This is a genomic window from Candidatus Krumholzibacteriia bacterium (assembly GCA_035649275.1).
In the GTDB taxonomy this organism is placed as follows: Bacteria; Krumholzibacteriota; Krumholzibacteriia.
Genome location: DASRJW010000108.1, coordinates 1 through 15,385, shown reverse-complemented (window position 1 = coordinate 15,385; position 15,385 = coordinate 1). Strand labels below are relative to the sequence as shown.

Annotated in this window: 10 protein-coding genes; 2 read left to right on the top strand and 8 right to left on the bottom strand. The window is 66.4% G+C overall.

Annotated features, from left to right (window positions below):
* Positions 1-63: 63 nt before the first annotated feature.
* Positions 64-933 (top strand): metallophosphoesterase, encoded by an 870-nt coding sequence (locus VFE28_11605; GenBank protein ID HZM16638.1) that lies wholly within the window; start codon positions 64-66, stop codon positions 931-933.
* Between the two features lie 37 nt (positions 934-970).
* Positions 971-2,713, top strand: a complete 1,743-nt coding sequence (locus VFE28_11600) for a 5'-nucleotidase C-terminal domain-containing protein (protein ID HZM16637.1) — start codon at positions 971-973, stop codon at positions 2,711-2,713.
* Between the two features lie 28 nt (positions 2,714-2,741).
* Here the strand turns inward: VFE28_11600 and VFE28_11595 are convergent, their stop codons facing one another.
* From VFE28_11595 to VFE28_11560, 8 genes are all read right to left on the bottom strand, one after another.
* A complete protein-coding gene (locus VFE28_11595) occupies positions 2,742-4,775 on the bottom strand; it encodes an amidohydrolase family protein (protein ID HZM16636.1) in 2,034 nt (677 codons plus the stop codon).
* 14 nt (positions 4,776-4,789) lie between these two features.
* Positions 4,790-5,059: a hypothetical protein gene (locus tag VFE28_11590; protein ID HZM16635.1), complete on the bottom strand. Its 270-nt coding sequence runs from the start codon at positions 5,057-5,059 to the stop codon at positions 4,790-4,792.
* Positions 5,056-5,667 (bottom strand): sigma-70 family RNA polymerase sigma factor, encoded by a 612-nt coding sequence (locus tag VFE28_11585; protein ID HZM16634.1) that lies wholly within the window; start codon positions 5,665-5,667, stop codon positions 5,056-5,058. Before VFE28_11585 ends, VFE28_11590 begins: the two co-directional genes overlap by 4 nt.
* A 16-nt stretch (positions 5,668-5,683) precedes the next feature.
* On the bottom strand, positions 5,684-8,140 hold the full coding sequence (locus VFE28_11580) for a VIT domain-containing protein (protein HZM16633.1): 2,457 nt from the start codon (positions 8,138-8,140) through the stop codon (positions 5,684-5,686).
* A 176-nt stretch (positions 8,141-8,316) separates the two neighbouring features.
* Positions 8,317-11,484, bottom strand: coding sequence for a PEP/pyruvate-binding domain-containing protein (locus tag VFE28_11575; GenBank protein HZM16632.1), 3,168 nt, complete (start codon positions 11,482-11,484; stop codon positions 8,317-8,319).
* Between the two features lie 5 nt (positions 11,485-11,489).
* A complete protein-coding gene (locus VFE28_11570; GenBank protein HZM16631.1) occupies positions 11,490-13,256 on the bottom strand; it encodes a PEP/pyruvate-binding domain-containing protein in 1,767 nt (588 codons plus the stop codon).
* Between the two features lie 27 nt (positions 13,257-13,283).
* Positions 13,284-14,570 carry a Glu/Leu/Phe/Val dehydrogenase gene (locus VFE28_11565; GenBank protein HZM16630.1) on the bottom strand — a complete coding sequence of 429 codons (1,287 nt, stop codon included), beginning with the start codon at positions 14,568-14,570 and terminating at the stop codon, positions 13,284-13,286.
* Between the two features lie 191 nt (positions 14,571-14,761).
* Positions 14,762-15,385 (bottom strand): prolyl oligopeptidase family serine peptidase (locus VFE28_11560; GenBank protein HZM16629.1); only part of this gene is annotated, 624 nt, incomplete at its 5' end.

The window sequence follows — 15,385 nt, the reverse complement described above, 5'->3', positions numbered from 1 at the left end:
GATGCGGCCAGTGGCGCAGGCTGCCGTGACGATGATGACTTGGAGCTTCGAGAGGAGGCGTGGATGGCGGAAACCAGACTCTGCTTCTTCGCTTCCGATCTCCATGGCCGGATGGAGCGCTATGAAGCACTCTTCCGCGCCATCGAAGCGAAACGCCCACGAGCGGTCTTCTTGGGCGGTGACCTCTTGCCCGCCTTCGGCCTCGCACTGTCCGAGGCCGGGAGCAGCGCCGACTTCCTGCACGACGTCCTCGGAGCTCGGCTCCAGGCACTTCGACAGCACCTCGGGGCGGAGTATCCCCGGATCTTCGCTCTCCTGGGCAACGACGACCCTCGCCGCGAAGAAGCTGGCATGCTCGCCCTCGAAGCCTCGGAGCTCCTGCTCTACCTCCATGGACGCACTGCGACGCTGGATGACCTCACTCTCTACGGCTACTCTTGCATCCCGCCGACACCGTTTGCCCTCAAGGACTGGGAGCGCTACGACGTGTCGCGCTACGTGCCTCCGGGAAGCGTTTCTCCCGAGGAGGGCTGGCGCACTACTCCGGAGGAACCGTACCTCGTGCGTCACGCCACGATTCAGGACGACCTCGAGCGGCTCGTGGGCGAGGCGTCGCTCGAGCACGCCATCTTTCTCCTCCATGCACCGCCACACGACACCGCCCTCGACCATGCCGCCCTGGAAGGAAAAGTGGTCGACCACGTCCCTCTCGACGTTCACGTCGGCAGCATCGCCATTCGCCGCTTCATCGAGGCCAGACAACCACTGCTGACCCTCCATGGTCACGTGCACGAATCGGCACGAATCACCGGCCAGTGGCGCGAGCGGCTCGGCCGCACCTGGATGTTCTCGGCGGCGCACGATGGCCCCGAGCTCGCCTTGGTTTCCTTCGATCCCGAACGTCTCGAAACGGCGCGCCGCGAGCTCCTCTAGCTTTCGCGAAGTGAGAACGCCGGAAGAGGAGGCCTGGATGAGCAAGCTCCGGAGTCGCCGCGCTGATACCGGCACCTTCCGGCCCGTGGTTGCGCGCGTGGGGTGGGCCGCCTTAGCATTGCGGATTCCGGGTCGTGGCGCGCCTCTTGTGCACTGCAATGCGTTGCAACGGCACGCGATTCGACGCGACGAACTCAGTTTTGACGTGTCGAACGACTGCTTCACGAAATCCAAGGAGGCTCCCTTGCGTCGTGGTGTCCCCGGTGCGATTCGAATTGCGCTGTTCGCCGCGGCGTTTTTGGCACTGGTCGTGGCGGCGCCAGACGCGGCGCGGCGGAGCGGGCCGGTCACCCTCCTCGGCACCACCGACTTCCACGGCGCGCTGGTCGGCGGCGGCACCGATCGGCGAACCGGCCGCCCGTGGGGCGGCGCGGTCGCGCTCGCGGCCCGCATCCGCGCCGAGCGCGAGCGCAGCCCGGATCGCACCTTTCTGCTCGATGCCGGCGACGAGATGCAGGGCACGGTGGAGTCCAACTTCACCTCCGGACGAGCCGCGGTGGCGGTGTTGAATGCCTTCGGCGTCGACGCCGCGGCGCTCGGCAACCACGACTTCGACTGGGGCATCGACACGCTGCGCGCTCGCATCGCCGACATGCACTACCCGCTTCTCGCCGCCAACGTGTTCGAGCGCGCCACGGGCCGCCGGCCGAGCTGGATCCGTCCGTGGACGATGCTCGAGCGCGACGGGGTTCGGGTCGGCGTCATCGGCTACGTGACCCCAGAGACACCGCGGGTGACGATGCCGCGCGACGTCGCGCCGCTGCGCTTCGAGCCACCGGAGCGCACCGTCGTGACGCTCGCGCGCACGCTGCGCCGCCGTGGCGCCGATATCGTGGTCGTCGTGTGTCACTTGGGTGGACAACAGCAGGATGACGGCAGCATCGAGGGCGAAATCGCAACCCTGGCGCGCGCCGCGCGCGGCCACGTCGATGCGATCGTCGGCGGGCACACGCACACGTTCGTGTCCGGCCGCATCGCCGACGTCCCGGTCGTCATCGCAGGATCGAGCGCTCGCGCCCTCGGCCGCATCGTCCTCGACTGGGACGGCCGGCGCGTGCGTGGCGCCCAGGTCGATCTCCTACGCGCCTTCTCCGACTCGCTGCAAACTCCGGCCTGGGATCCGATCGCGGCGCTCGTGGATTCCATGCGCGCCGTGATGGCGCCGATCACGGGGCGTGTGGTGGGACGCGCCGCGAAGCCGTTCGGGCGCACCGCACTCGCCAACCTCGTGACCGATGCGATGCGACAGGCCGCCCGCGCCGACGTCGCGATCACGAACCCGGGCGGGTTGCGGCGCGACCTCGCGGCCGGGCCGATCACCGCCGGCGATGTCTTCGAGCTCTTACCGTTCGAGAACGCGCTCGTGGTCGTGCGGTTGACCGGCGCGCAGCTGCGCGATGTGATCGCCTCACGCCCCGAGAAGTGCCGCGTGTCCGGGTTGGCCGGTCGCTGGGATCCGACCCGGCCGGAAACGGAGCGGCTCGTGCTGTCGCGGCCGGACGGCACGCCGCTCGCGCCCGATTCGACCTACGTCGTCGTCACCAACAGCTTCATCGCCACCGGCGGCGATGGATTCGTGGGCTGGGACGCGGGGCCGATGGACATCCGCTCGACGACGATTCGTGCCGCGGTCGAGGATGCCATCGCGGCCGAAACCGCTGCGGGTCGTGACCTCGATCCGGATGAGGAGCCGCGCCTCGTCTTGCCGGAATCGAATTGACGAAGGTCATCGCATCAGTCCTGTCCCTTCAGACACGACGACCGCGAATGGATCCATTGTTCATGATGCCGAGAACCCACGTGCCCGCCACGCTGTCAGCGCTTGCCTTCAGCCGCAGCTCGAGGTACCCGTTGTCGAATGGGATTCCCGCCCAAATGGAAGATCCCCCGATCACGAGATCTTCAACCGGTACCGCGTCTCCATTTCCGTACAAGATGCGCCCGCGATAGTGTCCTCGCGGGCCTGTCACTTCGAGGGTCAGCGTCACCGGCGCCGGGCCTTTCGCAAGACGCATGGTCACGGGCTCGAACACATACCTCCCCGCGGCCTCGAAGGAAGGTGGCGTTCGACCGGCCTCGAGCTTCTCCAGCGCATCTCGGATCACGAAATGCCACGGACTCAGCGCGCGTGCCGCCTTGTAGTGGATCATCGCCTGTGTGGTGTCACCACTGGAGAGATAGCCGTTCGCCAGTTGGTTCTGGGCAGAGAACGAATGTGGGTAGAGCTCGACTGCTAGTTGGCGCAGCTCGATGGATCCCTTCCGGTCGCGCTCGAAGACTCGCCGGGCATAGTTGTAGAGTACGATCTCTGCGACTGGCGTGATTCCGGGGTGTTCTGTCCGCACCTGGCGAAGCACTGCGGCGGCACCGACTGCATTGCCGGCCCCGACGAGGCTGTCGATGCGTGCGATTTGCTGCTTCGTGTCGCCCTCGGCGACCGCGACGGAGTCACGCATGCGGTCGAGATCGAGCTTGGAATACCAACGCCCCCGAACGACCACGCCTTGAACACTAGCCGCATTGCTGATGTCCTCAATCGGATTGCGATCCACGAGCAGGAGATCGGCGCGTTGTCCGGAGGTGACCGTTCCGAATGAATCTGTCTCGATGCCCAGGTGGCCAATGAACTCTCCCGCGGTTGCCGTCGCACAGCGCAGCGCTTGATACGGTGACAATCCCGCCCGGACGAGCTCGGCCAACTCCTCGTGCGTCGAGTGACCGGCAAAGCCGAAGATCTCGGTGTCGGTCCCGACCAGAAGAGGAATCCCTGCCCGTTCCAACGCTCGCGTCAAAATGCGGAAGCGCTCGAGCCGGGTGCTGAGAAACCGAGCGAAGTCCGTCGGATTCGGGCGAACGGAGCGGTTGTTCGACGGGAGCTTCTCGCTGAATGCCGCCGGAGATGCGAAGCGCATCTCGCGATGGTGGAGCATGCCGGGCAAGTCCTCGATGCTTCGCAAGTAGTCGGCATACGCACAGAGATTCGCAGTGACCGTCACGCCCGCAGCCCCGACCGCGGCCGCGACGGAGTCGATCCTCGAGTCCTCGATGTCTCCCGTTTGAAAGAACTCCTCTACGTGCGCGATGTTCACCTGACCGGACGCAAGCACTCCCTGCAGGCCGACCGAAAACGGAATGTGGCCGAGGACCGGCATCTCCAGTCTTTTCGCTTCGTCGACGAGCGCTGTATAGACTGCCTCCTCGAGAAAGGAGTAGACCTTCACGAAGTTGTAGCCGGCGTCTTTCTGGTCGCGCACGATGCTTCGCGCGTCCTCTGGTGTGGCCGCGACGACGAAGAGTGGATTCCCGCCCGGGTAGCCGTTGACGGACGGTCCGGTCGTGTAGATCGTCGGCCCTGGGCGCGAGTTCTCGCGCGTCTGCCGTTGCCAGACCAGGACGTCGGGTGATCCGTTAAGGTTGGCGACTGTCGTCACGCCATAGGAGAGATAAGACACGAGTCCTTGCGTGTCGTAGAGATGGACGTGCATGTCCGCGAGGCCGGGCAACAAGTACCGGCCCCGACCTTCGATGCGAATGGCCTCGGCGGGGATGTCGACACTGTCCGTCGGCGCGACCTGCGCGATGGTCGAGCCGCGTATGAGCACCGTATGGCTGGGCAGCAAGCGTTCGCGGTCCATCGGGACGACGACGACGTTTTCAATCGCTAGAATCTGCGGGCGATCTTTCGACCGCGGCGGAGGTCCTGCCTTGCATCCGGCGATGGACACTGTTCCGATCACAAGTGCGGGTACGACCCAGTTCACGATGCGGGTACTACCTGTCATGGAGCGCTGCCCTTCTACGACTCGCCGAGCTGGTCGATCCACGGCAGGCGCCGCAGCACGCTGCGGGCTGTCGTGCTCAAGCCCAGCGCGTCGAGTGACTGCTCCAGGATGCGGCTCGCCATCTGACGTGCGAAGAGCTCGTCCCGCTCGACCGGACCGAGGTCCCACCAGGCGGGAGAGGGTTCGACGCGCCCGCTGTCCGCGGCGCGAGCGCGGAAGGCGCTCGTCGCAGCTTCGAGAAGAACCTCGGTGGCGTCGCGATCGCCGCGTGGTTTCCGGGTCATGGCCGCGTACCCTCCACGGTGATACCGTGCTTCGCCAGGCATTGAGACAGGAGCTTTCGCGCCCGCACGATGTTCTGCAGGAATGTGTTCACCTTCATGGTGAGCATCTCGGCCAGATCACGGTCCGGCGACAAGCCAGCGTCTTGCAGGCGGAGAAGCAACGCTTGCCGCGGTCGGGGCGGTAGGAGCTCGATACACGTGCGGATGAGCCGGCGCAAGCCTGGATCGGTGGTGGGATCAGGATCGACCTGCATCTCGGGGAGGTTTTCGAGTACCTCGAGGTCGAACGGCGTGAGGCGCTTCAGCGCCCGCGCCTCCATCAAGGCCAGGTTGTGCACGACGGTGAGCGCGTAGCGGAGCGAGGCGTTCGGGCCCTCGAGCTCGAGGGTCTGCGCCAGCTTCCACATGCGCAAGAGCCCCTCCTGCAGAACCGCCTCGACGTCGACGGCGCGCGCAAAGGATCGCAGACTCGCTCGCAAGGGCAGTTCCACCCGACGCAACCAGGCCTCGAACGCACGTGCGTCCCCGGCACGCATGCGTTCGTAGGCCTGGTCGATTTCGGTCATCGCCGTTTCCCGGTCGAGTCCCGGGCGAAGCGAGTCGCTCACGAGTCCTGCGCCTCCGTCAGAGGATCTCGACAAGGAGGGTCTCCTCCTGACCCGAGATCCCCCAACATAGAGCACCCACGCTCGGGCTCCAGGACGCCTTGTCCAACGTCCGCAGCGCCAGTCGGAGCGTCAACCCTGCGGCGTGCGGGCCCGGTCGGGTGCTGAGCCCGGCGTCGACCTTCACATCGAGCTCGCTGCCATCTATCCGAAGGATGCGAACGCGATCCGCCGGCGACGGGAGCACGAAGTGATCACGTGGTGCCTCGAACTCGAGCACCAGGAGATCCGCGTCCATGCGCACGCAGCGCGCCTGCTGCGGAGCCATGAACGTTCCCGGGGCTCCAGAGTCCTGGCGGCGCCGTTTGACGAGGTCGCGCAAGATTCGGAGCCACGTCCTGGGCATTGAGCCTTTTGGCTCGGCCCGGAACCCCCCGAAGTCACTAGCGACAGCTTCGAACATACGCGCTCCCCTTGCCGCGCGCCTTCTGGGAATCGTCGTCGCATGGATCATATCTGCGCATGACACTGAACCCCTGAACGCTCCGGCAAAACCCACGCCTTCGGCGCTCACGCCGGCCGGGAGCTCCACTTCGAGGCGCTCGCGCCGGCGCGGGTCGCGCGGGTCGACCGTCGGATCCTCGGACACGGCCACGAGGCTCGTCCGCCGGCTCGCGATCTGATGCCGAAGGCCCAGCGCCTCGATGCGAGCGAGGGTCTGCTCCGGATCGCATTCGTCAGCAAGAGACCTCGGCCCGCACGCCGCCAGGAGCATCTCCTGATCCTCGATCGACTCGCGCCCGAAGAGGGCTCCGACAGGAAGCGAAGTCGTTTCGCACCCAGCCTGCGTCAGCGGCCGCTCCGCGGCGCCTGTTTCGGGCCCGATCTCGAGTCGTTGCCGCCATGCGTCGCCGGAGGGCGCGAGCCGCCCGCTCACCTCCACCGTCCCTCCCTGTGCACCGAGCTCGAGGGCGACGACAAGCGGCTGCCCTGCGCAGACGTCGCGCGGGCGATCGGGCGCCGCCGCGCGCAGCGCGGTTCCGGAGATGGCGATCTCCGTCAGAACAGGCCCCGCCGTGGCGCCGACGAGACGGGCACCGACCGCATCCGTCTCGCCCTCCGCGTCCACGATGAGCTCGATCCCGCGGCCGGCGCGCGCCACCGCACGGGTGAGCGTGCGATTGGGAGCGCTGCCGATCCCAACGGTGTGAAGCCGCGCACCCGCCGGTAGCCCTCGCAGCACCTTCGCCACGACCTCGCCCTCGAAACCGATGTAGCCATCCGTGAGGAGAACGACCTGACGCTGCGCTTCTGCTCGGAGAGGCTGGAGCGCCTGCTCGAGCGCGCTCGCCATCTCGGTGCCGCCGCTCCCCTGCAGCTTCTCGAGCTGCTGGAGCGCCTTGTGCACGTTGGATTCCGTGGCCTCCACGAGGCCGCGTGTGAGCTTTTGCAAATCCACGGAGAAAGCCAAAACCTCGAACCGATCCCGTGGTGCCAGGCTGCGGAGAAGGTGCTCCGCCACGGCCTTCGCCCAGGCGAGCGGCTTCCCGGACATCGAGCCGCTGGCATCGATCAACAGGGTGAGATCCCGGGCCAGAACGCGCTCCGGGCGCGCCGGCGGTGTGAGAGTGAGAAGCCCGTAGAGGCCATCATCCCCGGGAAGGCCCGTGCCCGTCATCAGGCGGCAGGCCACGTGCTCCCGTGTGGCGAGCCATTGGACGACCACGTCACGGTCGAGCGCCGCCGGGGAGGCAAGAGCGATGTGGGTGCCCTTCCCGTCCGGCCCCGGAGCGCCGCGGAGCGCATGGCTGGTCGAGCGTGGTGCGATCCGTGCTGGGTCCCCATCCGAAAGCATGAGGTCCAGGTCGAGCCGGGCTGGGCAGCTTCCAGGGACGGCACGCTCCACATCGAGCCGCTCAGCGTCCGGCACGCGCCCGCCCGCCCCCTCGTAGCGCACCCCCACGACCGTGGGAAAGCGGTACTCCCACACGGCGGGGATCACTGCCGCGGACGCGCCCTCCGCAGCGGCGGACTCGACCGCTTGACGAAACGCAAGCGGATGCAGCACGTCGATTTCGACCTGCACCTCTGCTCCCGCCGGCAGGCAGCCGAGACGTTGGGTAAAGGTGTCGGCGCGCTCCTGCTCGAGAAGTCCGGCGGTGTGCCCAGCCTCAAGCGCCTTCTGGTACGTTTCGAGCGCATCCTCCCGCCTCTCGATGTGACCAGTGATGATCTTCTCGCCGAGGCGAATCGTGTAGCCCGCGACCGACCCGTCCGCCGGAAGCGGCAGGGTGTAGAGCACTTCGAGGGGCTCGGTGTAGGGATTCGCGTAGGTCTGGCGGAAAATGGTCCTGGCGACCCCGCCCGCGGCCCAAGCGCGGATCGCGGCCCCGCGGAGTGGGAACGAGCGGCCATCCACGCTCACCAGGCCGCTTGACGCTTCCTGCAGTGCCTTCTGCATTCCAATCGCTGGCATGGAACTCTCCGATCTCCGATTCGTCGCCATGACCCGGGGTGACCGGAGGCCGGTCCCCTCCTCCCCCGGCGGACCTCTTGCCAGCTCAATGCACGAAGGGATCGAATGGTGACAGCTCGCGCATCATACCGCCAACAGGATCGCGAACTTCCGGGGGTTCACGTCCGAGCGGCTCTCTAGGAGCGCGGCGCCCCACCGAGCGCCAAGGGGCGGGCGGCGTCGGTGACGGCGTCGATTTTGGCGGCGAAGCTGGTCTTCTTCACGATGTCCTCGTCGGTGACGAAGTGGACATCGAGCAATCCGTCTACCTTGTAGCCCGTACGGAGATAGTTCACCTCGGCCAAAGAGCGGCTCCATCCCTCCAGCCACAAGGCCAGGGCATCGCGCTGCTCCTTCGTACCGCGCACGTGGACGAGGAGATCCAGGTCGCTCGACGGACCCGCGGTGCCGTTCTTGGTGCTCCCGAACACATAGATCGCCGCGACACCGAAGCGCGCCGGATCGATGTCCGCGGCGATCCTCTCCGCCATCCGCAACCGCCAGCGCCAGTGATCCTCAGGGACGGCCGCGACGATGGTCATGTCGCTGGCGCTGCCTTCCTTCTCCGTCCGCGGCGGAGAGAGCACCCCCACCGCCTCATCCAGATCGGCGTTCATCAGCACCCGCAGGACCTCGCCCTCGGTCTGCCGGGCGACGTCGATGACGCGCACGGTGTCCTGCAGGCGCGCGAACTCCGGCAGCAGCTCGGAGAAGATGTTCTTGGAGCCGAGGAGAAAGGCCTCGTTGAACACGACGTCCGCTTCGTCGGGATACAGAGGAATGTAGCGGATATCCGCCTCCACGAGGTCCTGGAAGAAATGGGTGCCGAACGAGAGCTCCGGCAGGTAGTGACCTTTCTTCCGGGCGATCTCGATGAGCGCAGCGGCATTGTTGATGTCCGAGTAGGTCACTGGCACGCCGAGCTTGATGTCGCCGCGGCTCCCCCACCGCCCTGGCCCCATGAGAACGAACTGGCGTTTCGGCAGCGTCTTGTTCAGTTTGCTCACCGCGCGCCCCACATCCTTCATGTCCCGAGCATCCGCCAACTGACCATAGCCCTCGGGGACGACGTACACGACGTGGGTGATGTCCGCGATCCGTCCGTTGGAGATGTGGCGGTTGGCGCTGAACACGAGCCGCTCGCGTGGGATGTTGCGCGGGATCGGCGCCGGTGCGTAGGTCTCGGAATGGCTCTGCGCCCGGCACTGGAGCAGATAGAAATCCTTGCCATCGTGAGCGAACTCGAGGTCCACGGGTACCCCGAGCCCGCGGCGGAGCAGGGCGAGAAGCGCCTGCATCTGCCGCATGAACGGCGTGCGCTCGACGAGCCCCTGGAAGGTGACGGCGCAGGCGTCCTTCTTCCAGTCGGGCTCGAATGCCGCGGGCAGGCGCATCCGCTCCGGGTCGGCGATGGAGACGATCTGGCGCACCAGGGGGTAGTCCTCGCCGTGCTCCCGCAACACGGACTGGACGTCCACGGTGGTGAACCGGTTCTGTTCCATGTCGAGGACGTCCATCTGCTTGGGCGAGTAGTGGACGATCTCGTCGGGCGTGATGTTGACGCGTAGCCCCGGCTGCCCGGGTGCGAGCAGCACGGGATAGTCGTCGGCCACGCGGTCCACAGCGCGCGTCCCCAGGCCGGGCACGATGCGCAACAGGCCGTCTTCGCGCCGGATGCGCGGCGACCAGCGGAGCTCGTTGTTGCTGAAGGCGACCCCGGAGAACGCCGGCAGGAAGAAACGCCCCACCCGCTGCCCCACGACTTCCTGGATGAGAATCGCCATCTCCTCGTGCACGTCCAGCAGATCCCTCTGCGCCCGGTACTCGATCGGATCCGGCCCGAAGACCGAGGCGTAGACCTCGGCGATGGCGTCCTGCAGCGCGCTCAGGCGCTGCTGCTTCGTCCCTTGGTTGGCGAGGAACAGGCTCTTGTACTTGCCCGAGAAGGCCGAGCCGACCCGATCCTCCAGCAGGCTCGAGCTGCGCACGATGAGCGGCCGGTCCTCGAACTCGTCCAGGACGACAGCCAGCCCCTTGACGATGTCGGGAGGGAAACGGGAATTCTTGAACAGCTGGACCACATGAGGGTATTCCTGCCGCACGCGCCCGATCTCGAGATACTTGCGATCGTAGAGATCTTCCAGGTTGTTGTAGTGCATGAAGTACAGGAGCACGTCCGAGCTCAAGTACCAGGTGCGCGGCACCCGAACGCTGCCGAGCACCTCTGCTTCCGGTGTCGACTTGTAGATGACCTGGGAGGCGAGGAAAAGCCCGGTGCTCTTGCCGCCGAGCTTTCCGTGGCTCTCCGGCGGATGGATCAGGTGGCGGAAGACGTCATAGAAGTCGCTCACCCGCACATGTTCCCGGGCGACGGCGAGGAAGGCGAACTCGTCGGAGAAGATGCGCCGCACCAGAGCCACGCGGAGGCTGCGCCGCACCGCTTTGGGGAGATCGGCTTCGACGACTCCCGCCGCCTCGAAACGCGCCACGGCTTCCGCGATGCTCCCCAGCCCGCCATGGGGATTCTCCAGCGCATTGCTCAGGTGCACCGCCTTTTCCTCTTCCAGCCAGGTGCGCAAGCAGCCGACCAGCTCGGCTTCGCTGAAGTGCTTGGCGGCGATGGCGAACGTAGTGGCAACGAATTCCGTCTGATCCTGGAGACTGCCGCGCTGCTGCGGCTGGTTCTCGTCTCCCGTGGCCGGCCCTTCTTCCGTCATGCGTTGCAGAACAGCGTCCGCCTCCTGCACGCCCTGCGCCGCCAAGTGATTGATCATCCTCCGGGTGATGCGGGCCAGCAGCATGGGATCGGTGCGGCGCAGCAGGTCCAGGACCACCGACCACTCGCCCTGCTCCTTCTTCTCCAGCGCCTGCACGGCATGCTCCAGGCTCTGGTGTGCCTGCCGGACGCGTTGCTGCACGACGAAGAGACCGATGCGCTCGGCGATGGCGCGGATGAGCTTGGTCTCCTCGTGCAAGAAGGGTCCTTCGTCGGCGGCCGGCTTCTCCTGCAGGTAGTAGACCTCGATCTCGCCGACGGGCTGTCCCAAGGCCGAGATCGGCGCCCGCTGCACCCAGGGCGTGGGAGTGAAGCCGGCGGGTTCGTAGACGGCGCCATCCAGCGTGAGCCGGGCGCGGCAGATTTCCGGGAACTGCCAGCCGGGAGGGATGGCCTCGATAAGGCTCGGCCCCACGCGTTCCATCGCCGTGTCGGCGCCTCCGAGGATCTCGTCCACCCGATAGAGACAGCTCAACTCCTTGGCGCGCTCGCGCAGCGAATAAATGATGTGCTCGATCGATTTGTCCATCGCGCCTACCTCGCGGGCTCCGAGCTGTCGGGCTCGAACCATACGCCGCCGCGACGGGAGCGTCCATCGACCTTGATGCGGAGCGGCCGCTGCAGCCGCACGTGCCGCACGTGTGCCGACTCGCCCGCCGTCGGCTGCCGCGCCAGCCATTCCCAGGCGATGCCCCGGCCCTCGTGATGCACGGCAAAGTAGGAGGCTCGGAAGCTCGACATGTTGTGGAAGAAGTGGGATCCCTGACTCGGATCCACGTTCATCTCCGGGAGCGTCGCCTCGACGATGGCCTGGGCGCCACAAATCTGGCCCCAACGCACGGGTATTCCGAGCGATGGGTCGGCGCTCCCCCAGCGACCGAAACCGATGAGCAGATACGGCGTTCCCGCCTCCAGCAGAGCAGTGTTGAACTGTTCCACCTCGCGAGCGATCTCCCGCGTGCGCGCCTTGTCGAACGCCTCGGGCTTGACGAGGACGACGTCGCGGACCTGCTCGCTCGCCCCATTGCCCATGACGTTGTCCGAGGCGAGCAAAAGGTCCGGGCTTTGCAGCGCCGCAGCCGCGATGTCGACCACATCCTCCGACACCACCATGGGGCGGACTTGGAGGAGACCGAGACGCGCTCGCGGACCTGCCTCGATGGTCACCGCGAACTCGATCTCCACCGGGGCGCCGAGAGTCTGCGTGAATCGCTCGAGAAGGGTGCGGACGGCACCATTGAGGGCGATTTCCTCCAGATCCAGGATGGGTCCGAAGGTGAGGATGCGCGGCCCCTTCGTCCCGGTGCCGAGCACCACGCGCTCCGACAGTGGATCATAGGTCGAGGCGGTGTAACGCAGGGTGCCATCGTACTCCGCCGCGGCCAGATCGAGATGGACCAGGTATTCGGTCTCGGCGATCGGGTTGTACTCCGGCGGCTTGCCCATGTTCACCGCCCAGAAGCGGAGCTGCGTGTTCTTGAGCAGATCCTGCGCCGAGGCGAACGGCGCCGGCGCCCGCGGGTGCGCCGGGGAGTACGTCCAGGCGATGCCACCGTCCACGATGCTCTTCCCCAGACCGAGGGCCAGGTTCACCACGCCTTCTTGCGGCTGCGCCAGACCTGTCGGGTAGAAGTTGTACGACCGCGCTACACCCGAGACTTCCGGGTAGAAATGATCGCCGTGCCGCCTGCCGACAACCTCCTGGAGCACCACCGCCATCTTCTCTTCCTGCGGTGTCTTCCCGCTCGCCTTGAGGTAGTTCAGCGCCGAGCGCGTGAACAGCGAGGCATAGACGAACTTGATCGCCTCCACCAGCTTGGCGAAGCGTTCGCTCGGATCGCTTTGGTTGTTCGGGATCATTTTGGTCTCGTAGACGCCGGCGAAGGGGCGGAACATCGCATCTTCGAGGAGGCTGGACGAGCGCACCGCGAGCGGCGAGCGCACCTGCTCGATCAGCGCCCGCAGGTCGCCGACGAGCTCCACCGGGAGGTCGCCCTGCTGGAAGGCGTGGGCGATGCGTTCGTCGGCGGCACCGGAAAGGGCGACGTCATGGAGGCGGTTGCGCTCCATGAAGAGGTCGTACATCTGCGTGGTGACGATGGTGGAGGCGGGCACATCGATGGCGACCTGGGAACCGAGGCCGTCGCCGAGCTTGCCTTCGAGTGCGGCCAATGCGAAGAGGAGACCGTTGGCCTTGCCGCCCAGGTCGCCCTCGCCGATGCGCGAGAAGCGCACCTGGGGGTCGAAGAAGGAGCGGTTGAAGGGGGGAATCTCCCGTCTGCCGAAACCGCTCTCGCCCATGCTCTACTCCCTGCGACGGCGGCGCGCTCACACCCAGCCTCGATCCTTGCACGCCCGGGCGACGCGGTCCACGGCGATGACGTAGGCGGCTTCGCGCATGCTGAGCTTGCGCCGCTTCGCCAAATCGCTCACCGCCACGAAAGCGGCGGTCATCTTCACGTCGAGGCGACCGAGGACGTCGTCCCTCGTCCAGTAGTAGTTCGAGTTGCTCTGCACCTGCTCGAAGTAGCTCGCGGTGACGCCGCCGGCGTTGGCGAGGAAATCGGGAATGACGAAGAGGTCGCGCTTGCCGAGGTGTACGTCGGCAGCCGGTGTCGTGGGCCCGTTGGCCCCTTCGACAAGAAAGCGCACGCCGGGCTTGATCTTGTGCACGGTTTCCTCGTTGATCTGGTTCTCCAGCGCCGCGGGGAGGAGAATGTCGACTTCCTGCTCGATCCACGCCTCCCCAGGCAGCACTTCGTAGCCGAGGTCGCGCGCCTTGCCCTTGTCGATGCCGCCGTAGCGATCCGTGATCGACAGAAGTTGCTCGAGATCGATGCCCTCCCGCTTGCGATAAGCCAGAGCGGTCTGCGTCGCCTGGTCCCAGGCCGAGACGCAGAGCGTGCGGCCGCCGATCTGGTGGTACAGCCGGATGGCATGCTGGGCGACGTTGCCGAAACCCTGCACGCTCGCCGTCGTGTCGGCGGCGCGGATGCCTCGTTCCTTGAGCGCCTCGCGCAAGGCGAACACGGCGCCGTAACCCGTTGCCTCCACCCGCCCCATGGAACCGCCCATGCCGACGGGTTTACCGGTGATGAAACCCGGGGCGTGAACGCCATGGATGGTCTCGAACTCGTCGAGCATCCAGAGCATGTGCTGCCCCGAGGTCATGACGTCAGGCGCCGGCACGTCCGTTTCCGGTCCAATGTTGCGGGCGAGCTGCCGCACCCAGCCGCGACAGAGGAGCTCCTGCTCGCGCAGGCTCAGATGGTGGGGATCGCAGATGATGCCACCCTTGGCGCCACCGAGAGGAATGTCCACGACCGAGCATTTCCAGGTCATCCACATGGCCAGGGCCCGCACGGTGTCGAGCGTCTCCTGCGGGTGGAAGCGGATGCCCCCCTTGGACGGCCCGCGCGCATCGTTGTGCTGCACGCGGAAACCGCGAAACACCCGGGTGTGCCCGTCGTCCATGCGCACCGGAATGGCGAACGAGTACTCGCGAAGCGGCTGGCGCAGCAGCTCCCGTGTCGGTGCGTCGAGTTGCAGGATCTCCGCCACATGGTCGAACTGCGCCTGCGCCGTCTCGAACGAATTGTAGGTTTTGGACGCCATGAGAAATGCTCCTGGGATAAGCCCCGCGCCCTCCGACCGGAATATAGCTCCGTCACCGGTGACCGCAAAGAGGACGCGAGCGGTGCGGGGCCGTTACCGCGGTACCAGCGCTGCCGCGCGTCGCACTATCGTCCGTGTTCTTAGAATCGCCCTCACGCCGGATGGGATGACGCGGCCCGACCGCGCTGCCGTCAAGGCTTCTCCGGCGCCGACGCGGTCGAAGCACCGCCCGCCGTGGGCGGCACGAACCCCGTGTACTTCTCGACCCAGGCGAAGAGCTCCTGGTGCCAAAGCAGGCTCGCCTGTGGCTTGAGAATCCAGTGGTTCTCGTCCGGGAAGACCACGAGACGCGCCGGGACTCCCTTGGCGGTGAGCACGCCGTAGAGCTGGAGCCCTTGCGTGACCGGCACGCGATAATCCTTCTCGCCGTGCAGGATCAAGGTCGGAGTATGGAATTGCGCCGCGTACTGATTAGGCGACCAGAGCTGCAGGCGCTGCGGATCCTCCCAGGGTTGGGCCCCGTAGTTCTGTGCCCTTCCCCAGTGCGCGTCGGAGGCGAACTGCCCCATGAGATCGTAGACGCCGGCATGGCTGACGATGGCCTTGAAGCGGTCCGTGTGCCCGAGGCACCAGTTGGCGAGATAGCCACCGTAGGAACCGCCCGCCGCCGCCATGCGCGTCGAGTCCACGATCCCAGCTTCGATCAACCAGTCGGTCGCCTTCATGACGTCGGTGAACGGCTTGTCGCCGTGGGCGCCGAGGATGGATTCGCAGAAGGCTTGTCCGGCCCCGGTCGAGCCGTGGAAGTTGACCAG

Coding starts and splice junctions, on each gene's coding strand:
- VFE28_11575 (HZM16632.1), bottom strand. CDS start 11,484: ATGGACAAATCGATCGAGCACATCATTTATTCGCTGCGCGAGCGCGCC.
- VFE28_11580 (HZM16633.1), bottom strand. CDS start 8,140: ATGCCAGCGATTGGAATGCAGAAGGCACTGCAGGAAGCGTCAAGCGGC.
- VFE28_11590 (HZM16635.1), bottom strand. CDS start 5,059: ATGACCCGGAAACCACGCGGCGATCGCGACGCCACCGAGGTTCTTCTC.
- VFE28_11605 (HZM16638.1), top strand. CDS start 64: ATGGCGGAAACCAGACTCTGCTTCTTCGCTTCCGATCTCCATGGCCGG.
- VFE28_11595 (HZM16636.1), bottom strand. CDS start 4,775: ATGACAGGTAGTACCCGCATCGTGAACTGGGTCGTACCCGCACTTGTG.
- VFE28_11570 (HZM16631.1), bottom strand. CDS start 13,256: ATGGGCGAGAGCGGTTTCGGCAGACGGGAGATTCCCCCCTTCAACCGC.
- VFE28_11600 (HZM16637.1), top strand. CDS start 971: ATGAGCAAGCTCCGGAGTCGCCGCGCTGATACCGGCACCTTCCGGCCC.
- VFE28_11565 (HZM16630.1), bottom strand. CDS start 14,570: ATGGCGTCCAAAACCTACAATTCGTTCGAGACGGCGCAGGCGCAGTTC.